The sequence below is a fragment of the Gloeocapsa sp. DLM2.Bin57 genome, assembly GCA_007693955.1.
Lineage (GTDB): Bacteria > Cyanobacteriota > Cyanobacteriia > Cyanobacteriales > Gloeocapsaceae > Gloeocapsa.
Map to the genome: position 1 here is coordinate 1 of RECR01000043.1, position 16,169 is coordinate 16,169.

14 protein-coding genes and 1 pseudogene are annotated in these 16,169 nt (G+C 39.6%); 9 read left to right on the top strand and 6 right to left on the bottom strand.

Going from position 1 to position 16,169, the window contains the following annotated elements:
- On the bottom strand, positions 1 to 551 hold a 551-nt coding region (locus tag EA365_03020), incomplete at its 3' end, for a hypothetical protein (GenBank protein ID TVQ47674.1).
- A 317-nt stretch (positions 552 to 868) separates the two neighbouring features.
- Between EA365_03020 and EA365_03025 the strand changes: the two are divergent.
- Positions 869 to 1,021: pseudogene (locus EA365_03025) on the top strand (type II toxin-antitoxin system HicA family toxin).
- A gap of 124 nt (positions 1,022 to 1,145) precedes the next feature.
- Here EA365_03025 and EA365_03030 read toward each other — a convergent pair.
- Positions 1,146 to 1,463, bottom strand: a complete 318-nt coding sequence (locus tag EA365_03030) for a hypothetical protein (protein TVQ47675.1) — start codon at positions 1,461 to 1,463, stop codon at positions 1,146 to 1,148.
- 85 nt (positions 1,464 to 1,548) lie between these two features.
- Here EA365_03030 and EA365_03035 point away from each other — a divergent pair, with 85 nt between their 5' ends.
- Both EA365_03035 and trxA read left to right on the top strand, forming a co-directional pair.
- Positions 1,549 to 3,813, top strand: coding sequence for a bifunctional (p)ppGpp synthetase/guanosine-3',5'-bis(diphosphate) 3'-pyrophosphohydrolase (locus EA365_03035; GenBank protein ID TVQ47676.1), 2,265 nt, complete (start codon positions 1,549 to 1,551; stop codon positions 3,811 to 3,813).
- Between the two features lie 252 nt (positions 3,814 to 4,065).
- Entirely contained in the window at positions 4,066 to 4,389 is a 324-nt protein-coding gene (trxA, locus tag EA365_03040; protein TVQ47677.1) for a thioredoxin, read from the top strand.
- Between the two features lie 55 nt (positions 4,390 to 4,444).
- On the opposite strand, the gene EA365_03045 is transcribed toward trxA, so the two are convergent.
- The 3 genes from EA365_03045 to EA365_03055 all read right to left on the bottom strand — a co-directional run bounded on the left by EA365_03045 (position 4,445) and on the right by EA365_03055 (position 7,936).
- Complete coding sequence (locus EA365_03045) at positions 4,445 to 5,686, bottom strand: VWA domain-containing protein (GenBank protein TVQ47678.1); 1,242 nt, start codon at positions 5,684 to 5,686, stop codon at positions 4,445 to 4,447.
- A 358-nt stretch (positions 5,687 to 6,044) separates the two neighbouring features.
- Positions 6,045 to 7,490, bottom strand: coding sequence for a F0F1 ATP synthase subunit beta (gene atpD, locus EA365_03050; protein TVQ47679.1), 1,446 nt, complete (start codon positions 7,488 to 7,490; stop codon positions 6,045 to 6,047).
- Positions 7,491 to 7,582: 92 nt separating this feature from the next.
- Positions 7,583 to 7,936, bottom strand: a complete 354-nt coding sequence (locus EA365_03055) for a phage holin family protein (GenBank protein TVQ47680.1) — start codon at positions 7,934 to 7,936, stop codon at positions 7,583 to 7,585.
- Positions 7,937 to 8,027: 91 nt separating this feature from the next.
- Between EA365_03055 and EA365_03060 the strand changes: the two genes are divergently transcribed.
- From EA365_03060 to EA365_03085, 6 genes are all read left to right on the top strand, one after another.
- Positions 8,028 to 8,774 carry a YebC/PmpR family DNA-binding transcriptional regulator gene (locus EA365_03060; GenBank protein ID TVQ47681.1) on the top strand — a complete coding sequence of 249 codons (747 nt, stop codon included), beginning with the start codon at positions 8,028 to 8,030 and terminating at the stop codon, positions 8,772 to 8,774.
- Positions 8,775 to 9,158: 384 nt separating this feature from the next.
- Positions 9,159 to 9,428, top strand: a complete 270-nt coding sequence (locus tag EA365_03065) for a hypothetical protein (protein TVQ47682.1) — start codon at positions 9,159 to 9,161, stop codon at positions 9,426 to 9,428.
- A gap of 35 nt (positions 9,429 to 9,463) precedes the next feature.
- Positions 9,464 to 9,943: a DUF4079 domain-containing protein gene (locus EA365_03070; protein ID TVQ47744.1), complete on the top strand. Its 480-nt coding sequence runs from the start codon at positions 9,464 to 9,466 to the stop codon at positions 9,941 to 9,943.
- Positions 9,944 to 10,123: 180 nt separating this feature from the next.
- Complete coding sequence (locus EA365_03075) at positions 10,124 to 10,306, top strand: CsbD family protein (GenBank protein TVQ47745.1); 183 nt, start codon at positions 10,124 to 10,126, stop codon at positions 10,304 to 10,306.
- A gap of 242 nt (positions 10,307 to 10,548) precedes the next feature.
- Positions 10,549 to 10,761 (top strand): DUF2892 domain-containing protein, encoded by a 213-nt coding sequence (locus EA365_03080; GenBank protein ID TVQ47683.1) that lies wholly within the window; start codon positions 10,549 to 10,551, stop codon positions 10,759 to 10,761.
- Between the two features lie 60 nt (positions 10,762 to 10,821).
- A complete protein-coding gene (locus tag EA365_03085) occupies positions 10,822 to 11,424 on the top strand; it encodes a DUF3365 domain-containing protein (GenBank protein ID TVQ47684.1) in 603 nt (200 codons plus the stop codon).
- 61 nt (positions 11,425 to 11,485) lie between these two features.
- Here EA365_03085 and EA365_03090 read toward each other — a convergent pair whose 3' ends face one another.
- Complete coding sequence (locus EA365_03090; protein ID TVQ47685.1) at positions 11,486 to 16,096, bottom strand: glutamate synthase large subunit; 4,611 nt, start codon at positions 16,094 to 16,096, stop codon at positions 11,486 to 11,488.
- Between the last annotated feature and the right edge of the window lie 73 nt (positions 16,097 to 16,169).

Below are 16,169 nucleotides of genomic sequence, written 5' to 3' on the forward strand. Positions count from 1 at the left end.
CCAATTAGAGCTAAATTACCACTAATTCCTACTGAGTAGCCGAATTGGTCACTATTTTCTGGGGTAGGATTAAGAAAAGTTTGCAGCAAATCTCCCGTATTGTTGTTAAATAGGTAAGCCGCCCCACTACTAGTGGCAGCTGTGTTATAATTTGGAGTACCAGTTAGAGCTAAATTACCACTAATTCCTACTGAGTAGCTGAAATTGTTAGAATCTTCTGGGGTAGGATTGAGGAAGGTTTGCAGCAAATCTCCCGTATTGGTGTTAAACAGGTAAGCCGCCCCAATACTAGTATCACTTGTGTTGTCTAACGGAGTACCAATTAGAGCTAAATTCCCACTAATTCCTACTGAGGATCCGAATCTGTTAAAATCTTCTGGGGTAGGATTAAGAAAGGTTTGAGTCAGTTCCCAATCCTGGGCGTTACTTGGTTGGGTCTGAATCAATAAACAACCAAGGGCGGTGGCGGAGATGAGAGAAAACTTTAACTTTCTAGAGGTTAGGCTACCCCCCCCCGTATTTTTGTCTGTTTTTACTGTTAATCTACTCATTTTTGCTTGAATTTAATTTAAGAATACTTATTACCTCTTAAATAATATAAAAAATTAGGACAAATAGCAAGACAAATTGTCTAAATAACGTTAATTAAATTAACAATTAGCGGGACTTTGACAAAAAAGATTAATAAAATTATTCCCTGACTTCTATAATTTATTTCTACAAATATCTAGAATCAGCCTTAGCTATAAGGTTTAGGTTGCGTTTACCTTGTCAACCCAAACTAGAGGCGATCGCATTTTTCCATGTTATGATCAAAGTAGCTAAATATTCATTTATAAATTGTACATGAGACAAGTAATTATTTACCCAGGAGAGTCATATTATTCTATGTAAAGATGAACCTTTTGCTGAAGTAGTAGTTCCAAATCATAAACATCTTGATAAAGGAACTCTCCGAGCTATTATTCGACAAGCAGACTTAGATGTGGACGAATTTATTGAATTGTTAAAGAATAAGTAATTTGATGATCATATGAGTACGGAATATGATCGCTATTCCCCAAAAAAGCTCCACGTAACCTCTATCTTCATGAACATACTAATTGAGTTTAGTATTTTCGTAGTAAAAAAGGAAAAAACCTAGATTAAGATAGTAACTCAGTAAAACCGCTAATTTTAGTTAAACGTTCTTGAATAGCTTGTATTTTACTAGTTTGTTTAGCACTATTTTTAAGCGCCGAGAGAAAGAGTAACTCTGTTTTTAATAATCTTAACTCTCGGTGTATTTCTGTGACTAGAGATACTTGTTCTTCTGTCGTAGAATTAAGCAATAATGGTAAGATCTGGTCAATTTCTGTTATTTGTTCGGGATAATTGATGCCATTGCTTAAATTTTTCTTTAATTTATCAAGTAACTTTTGTAACTCTTGATAAGCTGAGGGTGATTGTGATTTATCTAACATTTTTGGAAAATTAAGTTACAATTATAGGCAAAGACTTTAAATACTTTGTTTAACAATTTTCACATAACCAGCTGCTCGATGATCTATGAGTAACGCCACTTTAAAAGAGTTTGATCCTAGTTTCTTTCAGTTACCTCAATGGTTACAAGAATGCTTGATAACTAACGACGGGGATGACCAACATTATAATCATGAAGATAATCGACTAATTTGTCAAGCTTTTCAATTTGCTTACGAATTGCATAAAGATCAAAAACGTAAATCCGGAGAGCCCTATATTATGCACCCAGTAGCAGTAGCAGGGTTACTGAGGGATTTAGGGGGAGATAGTGCGATGATCGCCGCAGGATTTCTCCATGATGTAGTAGAAGATACAGAAGTTACTCTAGAAGAAATAGAGAGTAGGTTTGGAGAACAAGTACGTCAATTAGTAGAAGGGGTTACTAAGCTAGGAAAATTAGAGTTTTCTAGTAAAACAGAAAGACAAGCGGAAAATTTCCGACGAATGTTTCTAGCAATGGCAAAAGATATCCGCGTCATTGTGGTTAAATTAGCGGATAGATTGCATAATATGCGCACTCTGGAGCATTTAAGTCCAGAAAAACAAAAGATTATTTCTCTAGAAACGAGGGAAATTTTTGCTCCTTTGGCTAATCGCTTGGGGATAGGAACTTTAAAATGGGAATTAGAAGATTTAGCCTTTAAATATCTCGAACCCACAGAATATAGAGAGGTACAAAGCTATATAGCTGAAAAAAGAGGCGATCGCGAGGAAAGAATCGAAAAAGTTACCCAAATACTCAAAGAACGTCTCCAGAAAACGGGAATAGAAGTAGTAGAAATTAAAGGACGTCCTAAACATCTCTATGGTATCTATCAAAAGATGCAGCGTCAACAAAAACAATTTAGCGAAATCTATGATATCGCGGGATTGCGTATGATTGTGAAAACTAACGATGAATGTTATCGCGCTTTAGCCATTGTCCATGATACCTATAAACCAATTCCAGGACGTTTTAAAGACTATATTGGGTTACCTAAACCTAATCGCTATCAATCTCTACATACAGCGGTAGTAGGCTCAAATGGACGTCCTCTAGAGGTACAAATTCGCACAGAGGAAATGCACCACATAGCAGAATACGGTATTGCTGCCCACTGGAAGTATAAAGAAAGTGGTAACAGTCAAACCCAACCAACTTCTGATGATGAGAAGTTTACCTGGTTGAGACAGATATTAGAATGGCAACATGATCTCAAAGATGCACAAGAATATATAGATAGTCTCAGAGATAATCTCTTTGAAGACGAAGTCTATGTTTTTACTCCCCAAGGAGATGTGGTAGTCTTAGCTAGGGGTGCGACTCCTGTAGATTTCGCTTATCGTATCCATACGGAAATAGGTAACCATATCAAGGGAGTAAAAATTAACGGACGCTGGTCAGTTTTAGACTCAACCCTCAATAATGGGGATATAGTGGAAATTCTCACTAGTAAAAATAGTCATCCTAGTCTAGATTGGTTAAACTTTGTGGCGACATCTACCGCGCGTAACCGTATCCGTCAATGGTATAAGCGATCGCATAGTGAAGAAAATACCGCTAGAGGTAAAGAATTATTAGAAAAAGAATTAGGGAAAGGAGGGTTAGAAGCTTTACTCAAATCAACAACGATGCACAATGTAGCCCAACGCTGTAACTATCAAAAGGTAGAAGATTTACTCGCAGCTATAGGTTATGGTGAAGTTACCGTTAGTAACGTGGTTAATCGTCTTCGGGAAGCAGCTAAAACTCAACAGGATATTAATAAACCTGAAGAGGAGTTAAGTAATAGGGTAATGATTGAATCTCCTAAAAAGATTCCCGTATCTCCTCTGACTAAACAGTCACCAATTTTAGGAGTAGAAGGGTTACTCTATCATTTAGCTGGTTGTTGTCAACCTCTACCAGATGAGAAAATTATCGGAGTGGTGACGAGAAATGCTAGGGGAATAGCGATTCATAATCAAAATTGTCCCAACTTAGAGGGAGTAGAAGGCGATCGCCTGATTCCTGTAGAGTGGAATAATGTTAATGATCAGGGACGATCTCCAACTTATCCTGTGGATTTAGCGATCGAAGTAATCGATCGCGTGGGTGTTTTAAGAGATATTCTTTCTCGTTTGAGCGATCATAACATTAATGTGCGCAATACTGGTGTTAAGATTTGTCCTGGTAACACAGCAATTATTAATTTAAAAATAGAGGTACTTACCCGAGGACAATTACAAAACACCACCAACCAAATTAAGAATATGAGTGATGTTTTAAACATTCGTCGAGTTAATAATTTTGAGGAAGTATTAAGTTAAGCAAAATTTCTGAGTCTAGATCCCCTAATTTCTCAAATTTTACATTACAATAGAGATGGCGGGAACGAATGTTTCCGTTCACTCCTCACACCACACCCCGCTCGGATTTGTTCCGGGCGTTTCTTTTTTTTGATTGTTAAGAATAGGCGATCGCCAGGTTAAGACATTTTAAGTATGCTAAATACCGAAAAATGATAAGATAAAGCAACGTCAAAAGAAAAAACCCTAGATTTAATTAAAGGATTTGTGAGTATGTCAGGAGCAACTCCCGTTACAGATGAAAATTTTAAAGAATTAGTATTAGACAGTGATTTACCTGTATTAGTAGATTTCTGGGCCCCTTGGTGTGGACCTTGTAGAATGGTTGCACCTGTAGTCGAAGAAATTGCCGAACAATACGATGGACAGGTAAAAGTAGTTAAAGTCAACACCGATGAGAACCCCAATACAGCTACTCAATATGGTATTCGTAGCATACCAACTTTAATATTATTTAAGGGTGGTCAAAGAGTAGATACAGTGGTAGGTGCTGTCCCGAAAACAACTTTAGCTAATACTATAGAAAAGTATCTGTAATCACTAGTTATCCACACAATTAACCCTTCTAGGAATGTGTGGATAATCTTACTTACTATTGTAATTGAGTCTTTGCCGCCATACGGGTTTTCTTACGTTCGGCGTCTGAGAGTTCTTCCCCTGCTTGTAATCTTGTAGCGCTATTTTGTAGAACAGTAGCCCCACCTTTATCACCCAATTGTATAGCAGTTTTGGCTGCAGTTTGTAATAAAGTAGCGGCGCCACGGCGATCGCCATCTTGGAGTTTTTTCTCAGCTAATTGAGTTTGACGATATTTAGCTAAAGCTAAAACCGACTTCTCGACGCTTGCCGATGGTGCTGCTTGATAAGTATCTTGTACTATTGCGGTTACTGGTATCTGCTCTGATAATAACCCTTCTGAGGCTGAGATAGGATCATCATAGCGTATTTGTACCTGAGCGACGGTTATTTCTCCTACGGATAAGCTATGGAGGTAGAGGTTAGCGAGGAGGACTCGGGGTACATCTCTCATTAAATCCCCCAAACGAGTTGTATATAAACCTGCTATTTCTTCTATAGTTAATTCTATAGTTTCTGGGGATACTTGCGCTAGTGGTTTCATCTCCGCTAAACGCACTTGGGGATGTAACTCCAACAGTAGATAAGCGTTGGTAAAGTTGACAGATTGAACTCTGGTAAATAAGCGTTGAAATTCTCTGAGCGCTTGTTCTGGTTCTTCGATGTGACAGAGTGTACCTGCTGCGCGATCGGCTATTTTTTCTAAAACATCGGGATTCCAATGACTACCAAAACCGAGAGTATTGATGGTAATGTTATAACCTGAGGCTAATTCGGCTAGTTTAAGACATCTTTGATTGTCTCCATGTTCGTTTTCTCCATCGGTAAGTAAAAAGAGCTGAGAAATACGATTATTTTTACCGTTAGCGATTTCTTGGATACCTAATTTTAGCCCTTCATCTATAGCTGTTCCACCATTTGCTTTTAAATCTGCGATCGCTTGCTCTACTACTGAGAGGGTTTCTAGACCTTGACAAGGTATAATTACTTTAGCTTGATGGTTAAAACCTACTACTGATATTCTATCTCCCGGATTGAGTTTAGAGATAATATCGATAGCTGCTTGCTTAACTTTTTCTAGGGGTTTTCCTCGCATTGAACCACTATAATCGATTACCAAACAAAGATTCAATGGTAAATGGTTCTCTTGTATTGCTTCAGCATTAACATTAATACTGATTTCTAATTGACGTTGACAACTTGGTTGTTTAGCGTTAAGGTGGCTATCGCTTAAAACGGCTTTGAGTTCAACTTTCATGATTTATTCTTCCCATATTCCAAAAAATAACAGCAACCCGATTTAATTAACCTAGGGATTTCCTGATTTACTTAATACTATTCGGAGTATAACTGAGTTTACAGTCTTTTGACTCCCTGATTACCATTTTAGGAAATATAAGATATTTTTGAGTTGCTGTTATTTGGTTTTAACGAGACAGACGTAGATTTAAACAGCTTTCTTACCTCTTCTTGATCAAACTGCCTGTTCAATCTGCCAGGAGAAGCTTGATAATTGCTTCTACTCTTAGAATAACATCTCTTACTGATTTTGTTCACCACTGATACAAAACTTAAAAAAAGGAAGCCTGAATTAGCTTCCTTGTAAGTTTTAGATATTAACCATTGAGGAGTTTTTCTCCCTTAGCGATCGCTTGGTCAATACTTCCCACCAGATAGAAAGCCTGTTCCGGGTATTTATCTAATTCTCCTGAGAGAATCATGTTAAACCCTTTGATAGTCTCTTCGAGGGTCACATATTGACCAGGAGATCCTGTAAATACTTCAGCTACGAAGAAAGGTTGAGAGAGATAGCGTTCAATTTTACGAGCCCGATCTACCACTAAACGGTCTTCTTCGGATAGTTCATCTAGACCTAGAATCGCGATGATATCTTGTAGTTCTTTATACCTTTGTAAGGTCGATTGAACTGCACGAGCGGTTTGATAGTGTTCTTCACCAACGATATTAGGTTGTAGCATAGTACTAGCAGAGCCGAGGGGATCTACTGCGGGATAGATTCCTTTGGAAGCTAAACCACGAGACAACACCGTTGTACCATCTAAGTGAGCAAAGGTAGTAGCAGGGGCGGGGTCGGTTAAGTCGTCCGCGGGGACATATACAGCTTGAATTGAGGTAATCGAGCCTTCTTTAGTAGAAGTAATCCTTTCTTGGAGGTCTCCCATGTCAGTACCGAGAGTTGGTTGATATCCTACCGCCGATGGCATACGTCCTAATAGCGCAGATACTTCAGAACCCGCTTGGACAAAACGGAAGATATTATCAATAAACAGCAATACGTCTTGTTTGTTACTATCGCGGAAATATTCAGCCATGGTCAATGCGGATAATCCTACACGCATTCTCGCTCCTGGTGGTTCGTTCATCTGACCATAGACTAGAGAAATTTTAGACTCACTAAGATTCTCTTCGTTAATTACTTTGGATTCGATCATCTCGTTGTAGAGGTCGTTTCCTTCACGGGTACGCTCTCCAACACCGCCAAACACTGACACCCCACCGTGGTTAATAGCGATGTTATTAATCAATTCCATCATAATTACGGTTTTGCCTACTCCAGCTCCACCGAATAGACCAATTTTCCCACCACGACGATAGGGGGTTAACAGGTCGATTACTTTAATTCCTGTTTCAAAAACTGTAGGTTTGGTTTCTAAATCGGTTAATTTAGGAGCAGGACGGTGAATTGGTGAGATTTCCTCGTATTCTACAGGTCCTTTATTATCGACTGGCTCTCCTAAAACGTTAAAGATACGTCCTAAAGTCTTTTTCCCGACGGGAACACTAATAGGTGCTCCTGTATCAATAATGTCCATACCGCGAACCAAACCATCAGTAGTACTCATTGCTACCGCGCGTACCTGATTATCTCCTAGTAACTGTTGTACTTCACAGGTAACAGCTACTTCTTGTCCCGCTTCATTTGTAGTTTTAACTCTTAGTGCGTTGTAAATATTGGGTAATTTACCACTGGGAAATTGAGCATCGACTACAGGTCCGATGACTTGGGTGATTTTACCAATTGTATCTGTTGTGGCTACCATTAAACTGTGCAGGAAAATACTATTAAATATTGAGTCATTTTTAACTCTAGTCTATTTTGGCACTTTTTAAAAGTAGTCCTAGCCATAGGTGTTCAATTTTTAAAATCTTGAGCAAAACCCCCGAGGAAAGAAGAAATAATTGATAAAACAATCGCACCGATTACCGCGGGCCAAAAGCCATTGACACTTAAAAAATCAGGAGTTAAATAGCTCGCTAAAGACAGGGAAATACCATTGACTACCAGTAAAAATAACCCAAGAGTGAGAATAGTCAAAGGTAAGGTCAAAATAACTAAGATCGGTTTGACTGTTGCGTTGAGAAACCCAATCACCAAAGAAGCGATCGCCGCTCCCGTAAAACTACTTACCGTGATTCCTGGTACTATGTAAGCGGTGATAACCAGGGAAATTGTTGCCAAAGCCCATGTTAAGAGAAAATTTAACATAAAACTACTTTAACCTAATTTTGATCTGTACTTTAACTTTAGCAATTTTTGCTATTATGTTGAAATTGAGGACGTTTCTAAAGAACTATCTATGGCTGGTCATAGTAAATGGGCAAATATCAAACGACAAAAAGCCCGAGTTGACGCCAAAAAAGGCAAAACTTTTACACAATTATCTAGAGCTATTATAGTGGCTGCTCGTCAAGGATTACCAGATCCTGACGCTAACTTTCAACTGCGCACAGCTATTGATAAAGCTAAAGCTGCGGGTATCCCTAACGAGAATATCGAAAGGGCGATCGCTAAAGGTACTGGGACTTATGTAAGCGAAGATAGTAGTAACTATGAAGAGATTCGCTACGAAGGTTATGGAATAGGTGGAGTAGCGATTCTGATTGAAGCTCTCACCGATAATCGTAATCGTACTGCTGCTGACTTACGCTCTGCTTTTACTAAAAATGGGGGCAACTTGGGAGAAACTGGCTGTGTTAGTTGGATGTTTAGTCAACAAGGGGTAGTTAAATTAGCAGGGATAATCGATGAGGATGCACTTTTAGAGATATCTTTAACTACTGATGTTCTTAATTACGAAATCTTTGATGATGAAGCAGAGGTTTTCACAGAGATAAGTAATTTAGAAAATCTGCACAACCTGTTAAAAAATAATGGTTTTGAAGTAATAGAGTCAGAGTTACGTTGGTTACCTGCTAATACTATCGAAATAAGCGATCCTCAACAAGCCCAATCTGTACTTAAACTGCTAGATGTTCTCGAATCTTTAGACGATGTCCAAAACGTTACCACTAATATGGTTAACACGGATCTTCCGTACCTGTAGTGATAAGCTTTCACTTATCTTTTATAAGGAATGTAGGGGCGCAAGCCTTGCGCCCTAGAAGAAATAAACTGTAACTTGCGATACAATTTACTCCCATAATGACGAGAGAGCCATTGCATTTTTTTTCTTATTTTCTATTTCATTAGACCTCCAAATGACTATGAATTTTTAAGATCAAGATTTATATATTTTTTAGACAATTCATACAATTCATACGTTATTAAAACATGATTTCAAACAACAGGTTGTTAGGATAACAGAGAAGACCAGAGTTGTTAATTTACTCAAGCAGTCTTCTCATTTTATTTATGGAGTACGTTATAAGCATCAGAAGAGAGAGCTAAGACAATCGCCCAAAATATTGAATAAAAACTATCAAGGACTATGACAATGAGTAACCAAAATGACTCTCAAAATTCTCTCCCACAATATGACGCGCACATCATTCCGTCTGAATCTGTCCCACGTCACTATTCTTATCAAGAAGCTGACCGCACATCGAGCCAAGCAACAGATGGCTACATGGTAGATAAAGAAGGCTTGCTTATTGAAGACTCTCCTACTATGGCAGAATATGCTCTCCAGTTGCAGGATTTATCTGATTGTTCAAAATCTATCATTGCAAAACTAAATAACCATAGAATGATTAAATGATTTTAATATATGCAAATACTTTGGAGATGAGCATCATGAGTTCAGACAGTCTAGCCGCTTTCAAGCCCTATCTCAGCTTTTTCCACCCAATTACGATGTGGATTTTGTTGGTGGTTGCGCTCTACACGATGTATCTGGGTGTGCAAGTCCGGCGGACGCGCTTGGCGGATGGCAATCTCAAGAAAGAACTGGTAAAGGGTCGGTTCGCTTTACGCCACCATCAAATTGGCGCCATACTCCTAGCACTGATGGTGATGGGGGCGATCGGAGGCATCACCGTGACCTACTTTAACAATGGCAAGATTGTGATTGGGCCCCATCTATTTGCTGGGTTAGGAATGTTGGGGTTAGTTTCCACGTCTGCCGCGTTGGTTCCCTTTATGCAAAAGCATGACTGGGTTCGCAGTATCCACGTTTCGCTGAATCTGATTCTGCTGGGACTGTTTGGCTGGCAAGCCGTGACTGGGGTACAAATTGTACAAAAAATAGTGAGCCAGATGATGCAGTCTGGTTGAGTTAGGGTTCATAGGAAAGAAATGGATTTTTTGTTACGTTTTGTATCGTATTCAGTCAATTCATACAAGTTCATTCAATTCAATCACGAAATCAAACAACCGTCGATTACAGTAAAGACAGAAACAGAGTTGTTCACTCAACTCAATCTAATCATTCCCAAATTTCACCAGAAGAATATCATGAGTTTAAAAAATAGAGCTAAGGCAACTGCTAAAAATATTGAAGGTAAAATTCAAGAAAGCATAGGCAATCTGACAGGCGACCCTAAAGATCAGTTAGAAGGTAAAGCCAAACAGGCTGAGGCAAAAGTTCGTCACACCAACGAAGATGTGAAAGATGAAGTCAAAAAAATCGTTGACTAATTCAGTCATTTGTTTTTTAAAACTCTACTTTCATCGGAGCATTTCCTCGAAGAATCCCTTTCTTTGAGATAAGTGACTTTATATAGTACTTAAAAATACTGTCTAAACTGTGGTTATTAAAAGAATTTCCGCCAAGTTTTCTTGGCTGGAAAACCGCAGAGGAAGCAATCTCGAAGAAATCTGCCTAAAAGCCTATCAACTTAATATTTGACTCAAACTGTTCAAAAATAGAGATTATTACTATGAAAACGAATGTTGGTTCACTCGATCGCCTAATCCGCTTATTGTTGGCTTCAGTGTTATTTTATCTAGGACTGTTCCTTTACGGAGGGACAGTATTGGGTATTAGTATTGTCGTTGCGGGTAGCGTACTACTGGTAACAGCTTTAGTAGGCTTTTGCGGTCTTTATAGCCTCTTGGGAATTCAGACTAACCAGACTAAGGAACAACTTTAGAAGAATCCACTCTAAAGATTGATGAATTCATGACTGTCAACTTTAATTGGACATAAAACGATGTTTAAGTATCTTTACCCTTTGCTGATTGGTTTAGTCACCCTTACCCTTTGGCTGATTCCTCAATTGGCTTGGGCGAGTACGAATCCAGCTGAACTAGCAAAGGTGGTTCAGTCTATTGAAAATCTCGATCAGATGCGTTCCACTTTAGCTTCGACCTTAGAAGGAACGACCGAGCAACCCACTGTACAAACCATGAAAGAAGTTTGCCGTCCTGTAGGAATGCAGGCCATAAAACTCAGCCAAGAAAACGGCTGGCAGGTTAAACAAATTGCCCGTAAATATCGCAATCCTGCCCATGCCCCCGATAATCTTCAGTCCACAATTGCTTTAGCAAAGTTTGAGCAAAATCCAGAACTGATGGGTTTCTGGGAGCGAGAAATCCTCGATGGACAAAATGGAAGTCGCTATTACCGTCGTATCAACGTGGAATCTAGTTGTTTAACGTGCCACGGAGGGAAAGCGAATCGTCCGCAGTTTGTCGAAGACAACTATCCTCAAGACCTAGCCTATGACTTCAAGCTTGGCGATCTGCGGGGAATGTATGCTGTGTTTATTCCCGATCTCCAAAAAGCCTTGAAAAATACAGTGGGTAATTCATAGAGAGCCATATTTCATCCCTCTCCCAATTGCACTAGGGCGCTTGTTAAGAGCACCCTATTTTTTAAACAGAAGTTAACGATTGTGTTGCGTCCTCTGTAACTTCAGGACTATTGGCTTCAGATGGTGGTACAACTTGCCAGAATTTAGGTAGATAAGACTGCCAATCGGCAAGTATTTTAGCACCCCAAGGGCTTTGGGTTTTTTCTACGTGAGCTTGAATCAATTCTCGTAGTTGTTTTTCACCTGTAGAAGTAACAACCCGTTGAATTTTGACGATTTCGGGGTTAACTTTAGCGGGAAAATCTCCTTCTTCGTCAAGGAAATAAGCTAAACCTCCTGTCATACCTGCACCAACATTGCGTCCCACAGGTCCTAAAACTACGATAACTCCACCAGTCATATACTCACAACAGTGGTCACCTGCTCCCTCTACTACTGCTTTAGCTAGGGAGTTACGCACTGCGAAACGTTCACCTGCTGTACCATTAGCGAAGAGATAACCACCTGTTGCGCCATAAAGACAGGTATTACCGATAATGCTATTTTTAGAGCTATCAAAGGTAGTTTGTTGAGGAGGATAAATGATAATCTCTCCCCCATTCATTCCTTTACCGACATAATCGTTAGCTTCTCCTGAGAGAATTAATCTCATTCCTTGGAGGTTAAATGCGCCAAAACTTTGACCTGCACTACCTGTGAATTTAAGGGTTATTTCGCCACTAAAACCTGTATCACCGTAAACAAAGGCGATTTTACCAGCTATTCTTGTACCGACGGAGCGATTAGTATTGCAGATATTCAACTCTTTAGTTACAAAGCCTTGGTTAGCAATAGCGGTGTTAATCAGGTTATCAGTGAGAATTTCGTCGTCTAAAACAGGTCCATTGCTATGTACGCTAATGTGGTTTAACCAACTGCGGTCGCTTTTCACGTCGGGGAGATGGGTTAAGACTTCTAGGTTAAGAGAATGAGTCTTCCCCGGTTTTACGTCTTTACGTGTAGTTAATAAGTCAGCACGACCGATAATCTCTGTTAGAGAAGTATAACCCAAATGAGCCAAAACGTGACGTACTTCCTCAGCGATAAAATAGAAGAAATTAACTACTTGAGCTGGTGTACCGCTAAAACGTTGACGTAAGCGTTCTTGTTGTGAGGCTACACCTACTGGACAATTATTAGTATGGCAAATCCGCGCCATGATACAACCTGCTGCAATCATCGCTACTGAACCAAAACCGTACTCTTGGGCCCCCATAAGTGCTCCCATAACTACGTCATGACCAGTTTTAAAGCCACCATCTACTCTTAATAAGACGCGATCGCGTAATTGATTCTCTAACAAGACTCTATGTACTTCGGTTAAGCCCAATTCCCAGGGTGTACCCGCGTGTTTAATGGAGCTAAGAGGTGAAGCACCTGTACCTCCATCGTGTCCCGATATTTGAATGATATCTGCGTTACCTTTAGCTACACCTGCGGCGATTGTACCAATACCAATTTCGGCGACTAGTTTGACTGATACTTGAGCTTGGGGGTTAATTTGGTGTAAATCGTAGATTAGTTGGGCTAAATCTTCGATGGAGTAGATATCGTGATGGGGTGGGGGTGAGATTAGGGGTACTCCAGGTTTAGAGCGACGTAACATAGCGATATAGGGGCTAACTTTTGGTCCTGGTAATTGTCCTCCCTCTCCTGGTTTTGCTCCTTGAGCCATTTTAATCTCAATTTGACGACCACTCATCAAATATGCAGGTGTTACCCCAAAACGTCCTGAAGCTACTTGTTTAATCGCTGAACAAGCACTATCACCGTTGACTAATCCGTGAAGATGAGCAAAACTGGTGGATTTTCCTGCTGAATCTACGTCGTTAATTGTTTGATAACGTAGGGTGTCTTCTCCACCTTCTCCTGAGTTGGATTTTCCACCGATACGATTCATGGCTATAGCTAGGGTTTCGTGAGCTTCCCGTGATAATGCACCTAGTGACATTCCCCCTGTGCAAAAACGCTTGACTATTTCTTCTACTGGCTCTACTGTTTCTAATGGTATAGAAGGGCGATCGCTTTGAAAGGTTAATAAATCCCTTAAGGCTGTAATGGGACGCTCGGCAATGTATTTTTGGTATAACTGGTAATGATCGTAGTCTTCTGCTTTGACTGCTTTATGTAAGGCTTTTGCCATTTCTGGACTATTCATGTGGTATTCACCACCGGGACGATAGTTGACAAAACCGTAGTTTTCTAGTTTTTTAGCTTTGAGGGTAGGAAAAGCTTGATTAAGAAATGCTGCTACTTCTGAAGCCAACTCTTTTAGAGTCATTCCTCCTACCCGAGAAGTTGTCCCCCCAAAGGCGATATCGATTACTTCTGTTCCTAATCCGATCGCTTCAAATATCTGTGCTCCATGATAAGAAGATAATAGAGATATTCCCATTTTGGACAAGATTTTCAATAACCCTGCTTCTACGGCTCTACGGTAGTTTTCTAGAGCTTTTTCTAGAGTAATCGCGGGTAATTTGCCATTTTGCATTAATTTTTGGGTTTTTTCTTCGTTCCACCACTGATAGATGGTTTCCCAAGTTAAATAAGGACATACCGCTGATGCACCATAACCAATTAAACAAGCATAATGATGAGTACTCCAACATTGAGCTGTATCTACTATTAAAGATGCTTCTAGTCTTACTCCTTGGTGAATCAAGTGTTGATGTACCGCACCTACTGCTAAGAGAGGGGGTATATAGCTCGATTCTTCTTTAATTACTCCCGAAGGGAGCGCTACGCGATCGGACAGAATAATTATCTCTGCTCCTTCTTTAACTGCTTGCTCTGCTTGTTGACATAATCTAGTTAAAGCTTTAGCTAACCCTGATGGTCCATCGGCTAAGGGATATACTGTCCCTAATTCTACGGTTTTAAATTCCGATTGTTTGATATAGTTTAATTGCCCTTCATTGAGTAAAGGACTTTTTAGCTCTAATAATCTTGCGTCTTGAGCAGTTACTGCTAAAATATTGCCTCTTTTGCCTAATAACACTTCTAATGACATTACTAAGCCTTCTCTGATGGGGTCAATGGGTGGGTTGGTTACTTGAGCAAATCGCTGTTTAAAATAGTTATAGACTAGATGAGGTTTTTCTGATAACACCGCTAGGGGTATATCATCTCCCATACAAAAGGTTGGCTCTTTTCCTTGACTCGCCATAGGAACGATTACCATTTCTACATCTTCAGCGGTATAACCAAAGGCTACTTGTTGTTGTAAAAAAGCACTTTCTCCGAGATGACGTTGATTAACTTTTTCTCCAATCTCTCCTACTTCTACTCTAGCTTTTAGCCATTCTTTGTAAGGAAGTGATAGAGCGATTTTTTCCTTTATTTCCCAATTTCTGAGAATTTCTCGCTCTTGTAAATCTACTGCGAGCATTTCTCCTGGACCTAGTCTCCCTTTTTCGAGGATATCTTCTGGGGGTATCTCAATTACTCCTGCTTCACTAGCTACAATCACTAAGTCGTTTTTAGTAAGGCAATAACGCGCAGGTCGTAAACCATTACGATCTAAAGTAGCTCCGACTATTTTACCATCACTAAATACCAATAACGCAGGTCCATCCCAAGGTTCTTGTAAACCACTATAATAGTCGTAAAAATCGCTGATTTCAGGATATTTAGCTAATCCAGGTTGGTTGTGATAGGCTTCTGGTACTAAAATCATCGCTGCTTCTAGAGGAGTTTTTCCTGTTCGTACCAGTAATTCCATAGTACTATCTAGATTATAGGAATCGCTATTATTTACATTGACTATTGGTTTGAGGGATTCTAACTCTTCTGTTGTCCAGCCCTGGGCTGCTAGATTGACTTCTCGCGCCATCATCCAGTTGATGTTACCTAAAAGGGTATTGATTTCTCCATTGTGTCCTAATAAGCGCATTGGTTGCGCAAAGGGCCATCTAGGCATAGTATTAGTGCTAAAACGGCGATGATACACCGCAAATTTACTTTTATAGCTGGGATTGGTTAAATCTTGATAAAATTGTCCTAAGACTTCTCCTCTGACTAATCCTTTATAAACAATTGTTCTCGATGAGAAGGAACAGAAGTAAAAGTCATCTGATAGTAATTTACCAATATGGGAACGCGCAATATATAGCGATCGCTCTAGTTTTTCTCCTGTTAGTTTTTCAGATGATTTAACGATTATTTGTTTAATTTGAGGTCGTGTTTCTTCTGCTTGAAGACCTAATACCGTCAGATTTACTGGTACTTGACGCCATCCTAATACCGTCAGATTTTCTCTAGCGACTACTTCTTCTATATGTTGACGACTGATTTCTGCTTCTACCGGGTCATGGGGTAAAAATACCATTCCTACTCCCCATGTGCCTTCTTCTGGTATCTCTATTTGATGTTCGGCAAACCAGGGCTCGAATAGTTCATAGGGAATCTCGGTCATGATTCCTGAGCCATCTCCAGTGTCTCTATCTGCGCTACATCCCCCACGGTGTTCTAAACAATCTAAAGCTTTAACTGCTTGTTCGATAATTTGATGATTTTGTTTACCTGTTGTTGTTGCTAAAAAACCTACTCCACAAGCATCTCTTTCTTCTACTAGCCATCTAGGACCTAAATAAATTGATTCGGAATATTCTTTTCTGGGATTATTTTGCTTCATGTTTTGTTGTCAATGCTAATATGATTTTGTAGTTAGATAAAGCCAAAAAAAACCTAGCTTCGCCTTGCTATCC

Excerpts from the sequence above, each read along its gene's own strand:
- EA365_03030 (TVQ47675.1), bottom strand. The coding sequence starts at position 1,463 with ATGTTAGATAAATCACAATCACCCTCAGCTTATCAAGAGTTACAAAAG.
- EA365_03035 (TVQ47676.1), top strand. The coding sequence starts at position 1,549 with ATGAGTAACGCCACTTTAAAAGAGTTTGATCCTAGTTTCTTTCAGTTA.
- trxA (TVQ47677.1), top strand. The coding sequence starts at position 4,066 with ATGTCAGGAGCAACTCCCGTTACAGATGAAAATTTTAAAGAATTAGTA.
- EA365_03045 (TVQ47678.1), bottom strand. The coding sequence starts at position 5,686 with ATGAAAGTTGAACTCAAAGCCGTTTTAAGCGATAGCCACCTTAACGCT.
- atpD (TVQ47679.1), bottom strand. The coding sequence starts at position 7,490 with ATGGTAGCCACAACAGATACAATTGGTAAAATCACCCAAGTCATCGGA.
- EA365_03055 (TVQ47680.1), bottom strand. The coding sequence starts at position 7,936 with ATGTTAAATTTTCTCTTAACATGGGCTTTGGCAACAATTTCCCTGGTT.
- EA365_03060 (TVQ47681.1), top strand. The coding sequence starts at position 8,028 with ATGGCTGGTCATAGTAAATGGGCAAATATCAAACGACAAAAAGCCCGA.
- EA365_03065 (TVQ47682.1), top strand. The coding sequence starts at position 9,159 with ATGACAATGAGTAACCAAAATGACTCTCAAAATTCTCTCCCACAATAT.
- EA365_03070 (TVQ47744.1), top strand. The coding sequence starts at position 9,464 with ATGAGTTCAGACAGTCTAGCCGCTTTCAAGCCCTATCTCAGCTTTTTC.
- EA365_03075 (TVQ47745.1), top strand. The coding sequence starts at position 10,124 with ATGAGTTTAAAAAATAGAGCTAAGGCAACTGCTAAAAATATTGAAGGT.
- EA365_03080 (TVQ47683.1), top strand. The coding sequence starts at position 10,549 with ATGAAAACGAATGTTGGTTCACTCGATCGCCTAATCCGCTTATTGTTG.
- EA365_03085 (TVQ47684.1), top strand. The coding sequence starts at position 10,822 with ATGTTTAAGTATCTTTACCCTTTGCTGATTGGTTTAGTCACCCTTACC.
- EA365_03090 (TVQ47685.1), bottom strand. The coding sequence starts at position 16,096 with ATGAAGCAAAATAATCCCAGAAAAGAATATTCCGAATCAATTTATTTA.